The sequence below is a fragment of the Skermanella sp. genome (assembly GCF_059503625.1).
This window is the reverse complement of the sequence record NZ_JCACHA010000007.1, coordinates 1-4,590: the sequence shown is the minus strand read 5'-3', so window position 1 is coordinate 4,590 and position 4,590 is coordinate 1. Positions and strand designations below refer to the sequence as shown.

Sequence of the window (4,590 nt, the reverse complement as noted above, 5' to 3'; positions counted from 1 at the left end):
CGCTATAGCCCGCTCGACCAGATCACCACGCAGAACGTCAAGAACCTGAAGGTCGACTGGAGCTTCTCCACCGGCGTCCTGCGCGGCCACGAAGGCGGCCCGCTGGTGATCGGCGACGTCATGTACGTCCACACGCCGTTCCCCAACCTGGTATACGCCCTCTCGATCAAGGAGAAGGGCAAGATCCTCTGGAAGTACGAGCCGCGCCAGGATCCCAACGTGATCCCGGTGATGTGCTGCGACACCGTCAACCGCGGCGTGACCTACGCCGACGGCAAGATCTTCTTCGGTCAGGCCGACAACACGGTTGTGGCGCTCGACGCCAAGACCGGCGAAGAGGTGTGGAAGGTCAAGAACGGCGACGCCGGCAAGGGCGAGACGCTGACCGCCAACCCGGTGGTCGTCAAGGACAAGATCTTCGTCGGCATCTCCGGCGGCGAGTTCGGCGTCCGTGGTCACCTGACCGCCTACAACATCAAGGACGGCAAGCAGATCTGGCGGGCCTACTCGACCGGTCCCGACAAGGACGTCATGATCGACCCGCAGAAGACCACCATGCTCGGCAAGCCGATCGGCGACCGGGACCTGGGCGTGTCGACCTGGAACGGCGACGAGTGGAAGATCGGCGGCGGCACCACCTGGGGCTGGTACACCTACGATCCCGAGCTGAACCTGATATACTACGGCACCGGCAACCCCGGCACCTGGAACCCGGCGCAGCGCGCCAAGGACGGCAAGCGCGAAGGCAGCGACAACAAGTGGTCGATGTCGATCTTCGCCCGCGATGCCGACACCGGTGCGGTCAAGTGGGTGTTCCAGAAGACCCCGTTCGACGAGTGGGACTATGACGGCGTCAACGAGAACATCCTCGCCGACATCACCGTCAAGGGCAAGCCGGTCAAGGCCCTGGTCAACTTCGACCGCAACGGCTTCGCCTACACGCTCGACCGCGTGACCGGCGAGCTGCTGGTGGCCGAGAAGTACGACCCGAGCGTCAACTGGGCGACCCATGTCGACATGAAGACCGGCCGTCCGGCCGTGGTCGACAAGTTCAGCACCTTCGCCAACGGCGCCGACACCAACTCCGAAGGCATCTGCCCGGCGGCGCTCGGCTCCAAGGACCAGCAGCCGGCGTCGTACTCGCCGGACACCGGCATGTTCTACGTGCCGACCAACCACATCTGCATGGACTACGAGCCGTTCGAAGTCTCGTACAGCGCCGGCCAGCCCTATGTCGGGGCGACGCTGTCGATGTATCCGGCGCCGAACTCGCACGGCGGCATGGGCAACTTCATCGCCTTCGACGCCACCACCGGCAAGATCGTCTGGTCGAAGCCGGAAGCGTTCGCGGTGTGGAGCGGTGCTTTGACCACTAAGGGCGGCGTCGCCTTCTACGGCACGCTCGAAGGCTATCTGGTGGCGGTCGACATGAAGGACGGCAAGGAGCTGTACCGCTTCAAGACCCCGTCCGGCATCATCGGCAACATCAACACCTTCGTCGCCGGCGGCAAGCAGCACATCGCCGTGCTGTCGGGCATCGGCGGCTGGGCCGGCATCGGTCTGGCGGCTGGCCTGAACGATCCGCATGCGGGCCTGGGCGCCGTCGGCGCGCACGCTTCGCTCGGCCAGTACACCAACCTGGGCGGCGTGCTGACCGTCTTCACCCTGCCGGACTGACAGTCCTCTGAAAATGGGCAACCAGACCGCGCTTCCTCCGGGTGACCGGAGGGTGCGCGGTCTCAAGAAGACGATGATCTGACAAAACTCCCGGTGTTCCCGTCCCTCCGCGGGCGGGGACGCCGGCCTGCTTTACCGGATACTGAACGCCATGAACTTTTCCAGCCTTACGCGGGTCGTGACTGCCGGCGCCGCCTGTCTCTTCATCGCTGCCGGAACCCTCCACGCCCAGGAGGCCGAAAAAGAAACCGATCCCTATGACAAGCCTTACATCATCGAAGACGGCAAGGTCGATCAGGGAACATACAACGGCTTTCGGCGCTATCACTCTTCCTGCCATGTCTGCCATGGACCTGACGGCCTCGGCGGGTCCTTCGCCCCTGCCCTGGTCGATTCGCTGAAGGTGCTCGACTACGACAAGTTTTCCGAGATCATCGCCAACGGCAAGGCCGAGAAGGGCGCCAGCGGCCAGCGCGTGATGCCGTCCTTCGGCACAGACCAGAACGTCATGCTGCATGTCGCCGATATCTACGGCTACCTGAAGGCGCGCTCCGACGGGAAGATCGATCGCGGCCGGCCCGAGCGAATCAAGAAGTGACGCGTATGGCGTCACGGAGGTCCGACATATGATGGCAAGATCCTGGATAGCCGCCGCCGCCTTCCTGGCGGCGGGAGCGGCGGCCACAGACACGGTCAAGGCGGCTGAATTCGTAAAGCCCGATGCGCTTCGCGTCTGCGCCGATCCCAACCTCCTGCCCTTCTCCAACGACAAGCTGGAAGGGTTCGAGAACAAGATCGCCGCGATGATCGGCGAGGAGCTGGGCGTTCCCGTCGTCTATACGTGGTGGCCGCAGACGATCGGCTTCGTCCGCAGCACGCTGCGCGCCCGCAAGTGCGACATCGTCATGGGGGCGGCATCCGGCGAAGGCCTGATGCAGAACACCAATCCGTATTACCGGTCGGTCTACAGCCTCGTATACCGGGAAGGCGCCGGTCTTCAGGCCAAGTCGGTCGGCGATCCGGCCTTGCGCGACCTGCGTTTCGGCATCGTCACCAAGACTCCCGGCGCCACCGTCGTGACCATGAACAAGATCTCCAAGCTGGAGCCCTACGAGCTCGACATCGATACCCGGCAGGACAACCCGGCCCGCCGGGCGATCGAGGATGTCGGAACGGGCAAGACCGACGCCACCGTCATCTGGGGTCCGATCGCCGGCTACTTCGCCTCGCTTCAGCCGACCAAGCTGGCGGTCGTCCCGCTGGTGGACGAGAAGGGCACCAGACTGGACTTCTCCATCACGATGGGCGTCCGGGGAGAGGAGCCGGAGTGGAAGCACTGGCTGAACGACTTCATCGCGCGCCGCCAGGGCGACATCGACGCGGTGCTGGCCCAGTACCATGTGCCGCTGCTGTCCTCCAATGGCAAGTTGCAGTCCGCCAGCGTAGCGCAGTGACGATCCGGCCGGCCGCCGCCCTGTTCGCGGCGGCCTTTCTTCTGGCGGCGCCCCTTGTTCCGGCAGCGGCCTTGCTTCCGGGGCTGTCCTCCGCCGGTTCCGCCGCCGAGTACCGGATGTCGGACTACCGGTCGCCCACCCCGGCGACCGTTCCCGGAGCCCGGACGGTCACGACCGCCGAAGTCGAGGAACTTGCGCGGGGCGGCGAGGCCGTCCTGATCGACGTCTACCCGGCCCCGCCCAGGCCTGCCGGTCTTCCCGCCGACTCCATCTGGATACCGAAGGCGCGCGACACCATCCCCGGAGCGGTCTGGCTGCCCAATACCGGCTACGGCGCCCTGCCCGACGGCATCGAGGCGTATTTCCGCGACAACCTCCAACGCCTCACGGGGGGCCGGCTGGACCGTCCGCTGGTGTTCTTCTGCGAACCCGCCTGCTGGATGTCGTGGAACGCGGCGCTTCGGGCGGTCGAATACGGCTACAGCGCGGTGCTTTACTACCCGGAAGGTGCGGCAGGCTGGGAAAAGGCCGGGCTTAAGCTCGCCCCGCTCCGGCCGGCGCCGGGCGGGGCTCCTTAGGTGCCGTCATTCCATGTGGCTGGCGATGGTCCGCGCCAGGGTGCCCAGCCGCCGCTCGACGATGACGGGCTGCTCGCAGAGAGCGCCCAGCGAGCGCTGACGCTCCTCGACGATGCGGCGCTGCCACGCGAGCCGTTCGGTCAGTTCCTTCATTTTCGCCTCGTCCTGGGGCTGCGCCGCGCGGACGCGGTCGAGCTCCCCGAGGGTGGCGTTCATGTTGCGGAGCTGTTCCTGCTGGGCGCGGGAAAACCGGCGGATACCGTCGATCGCCTTGCCCCGCGTCCGGTTCGCCTCGTCGAAGATCCCGGCGAACAGCATGGTCAGCGTCTGTTCGCGGTTGTCCTTGACCGATTCGGCGAAGCTGTCCAGCGCCTGGGTCGCCTCCTCTTCGGGCACGGAGCGGGAAACGGCCCGCGTCGCAAGGGATGCCACGTCAGGGTTGTCCGTCCAGGTCTTGAGGTAGTCGTTGATCGGAGGACCGGCCCAGATCGACGCCGCCGAAAGCGTCGGCACGAATACCTGAACGCAGGGCCAGTCCGGCGGCGTCTCGACCCGAGGCTGAGCCCCGGCAGTCCCGGTGAGTGCCGTCAGGACGATCGTCGAGGACAGGAGAGGCCTGATGGTACGCCAGAAACGCATTTCGTTCCCCAAAGTCGCTTTTGTTGTCGTTTTCCGTCGTCGCTCGCCGCAGCCGTGCTGCGCTATAGATAGTTCACAAAGGAAGTATACACCGATGTTTCGCCCGATTGCGCTGCTGTTAGCGCTTCTGCTGCCGGTCTTTCCTGCCTATGCCGTCACCCGCGCCGCCGTCTTCGATATCGAGTTGCAGGACACCAGCGGCGAGCCGAACACGCCCGCCCAGGCCGAACGCATCAGGGCCA

5 protein-coding genes are annotated in these 4,590 nt (G+C 65.5%); 4 read left to right on the top strand and 1 reads right to left on the bottom strand.

Annotated features, from left to right (window positions below; translation table 11 throughout):
- The 4 genes from AC5JJ6_RS00185 to AC5JJ6_RS00170 form a co-directional block, all read left to right on the top strand.
- A partial coding sequence (locus AC5JJ6_RS00185; RefSeq protein WP_496040101.1) for a methanol/ethanol family PQQ-dependent dehydrogenase occupies positions 1-1,677 on the top strand: 1,677 nt, incomplete at its 5' end.
- A 151-nt stretch (positions 1,678-1,828) separates the two neighbouring features.
- Entirely contained in the window at positions 1,829-2,275 is a 447-nt protein-coding gene (locus AC5JJ6_RS00180; protein WP_496040100.1) for a c-type cytochrome, read from the top strand.
- 28 nt (positions 2,276-2,303) lie between these two features.
- Positions 2,304-3,131, top strand: coding sequence for a quinoprotein dehydrogenase-associated putative ABC transporter substrate-binding protein (locus AC5JJ6_RS00175; protein ID WP_496040099.1), 828 nt, complete (start codon positions 2,304-2,306; stop codon positions 3,129-3,131).
- Positions 3,128-3,709: a PQQ-dependent catabolism-associated CXXCW motif protein gene (locus AC5JJ6_RS00170; protein WP_496040098.1), complete on the top strand. Its 582-nt coding sequence runs from the start codon at positions 3,128-3,130 to the stop codon at positions 3,707-3,709. Before AC5JJ6_RS00175 ends, AC5JJ6_RS00170 begins: the two co-directional genes overlap by 4 nt.
- A gap of 6 nt (positions 3,710-3,715) precedes the next feature.
- On the opposite strand, the gene AC5JJ6_RS00165 is transcribed toward AC5JJ6_RS00170, so the two are convergent.
- Entirely contained in the window at positions 3,716-4,348 is a 633-nt protein-coding gene (locus tag AC5JJ6_RS00165; RefSeq protein ID WP_496040097.1) for a hypothetical protein, read from the bottom strand.
- Between the last annotated feature and the right edge of the window lie 242 nt (positions 4,349-4,590).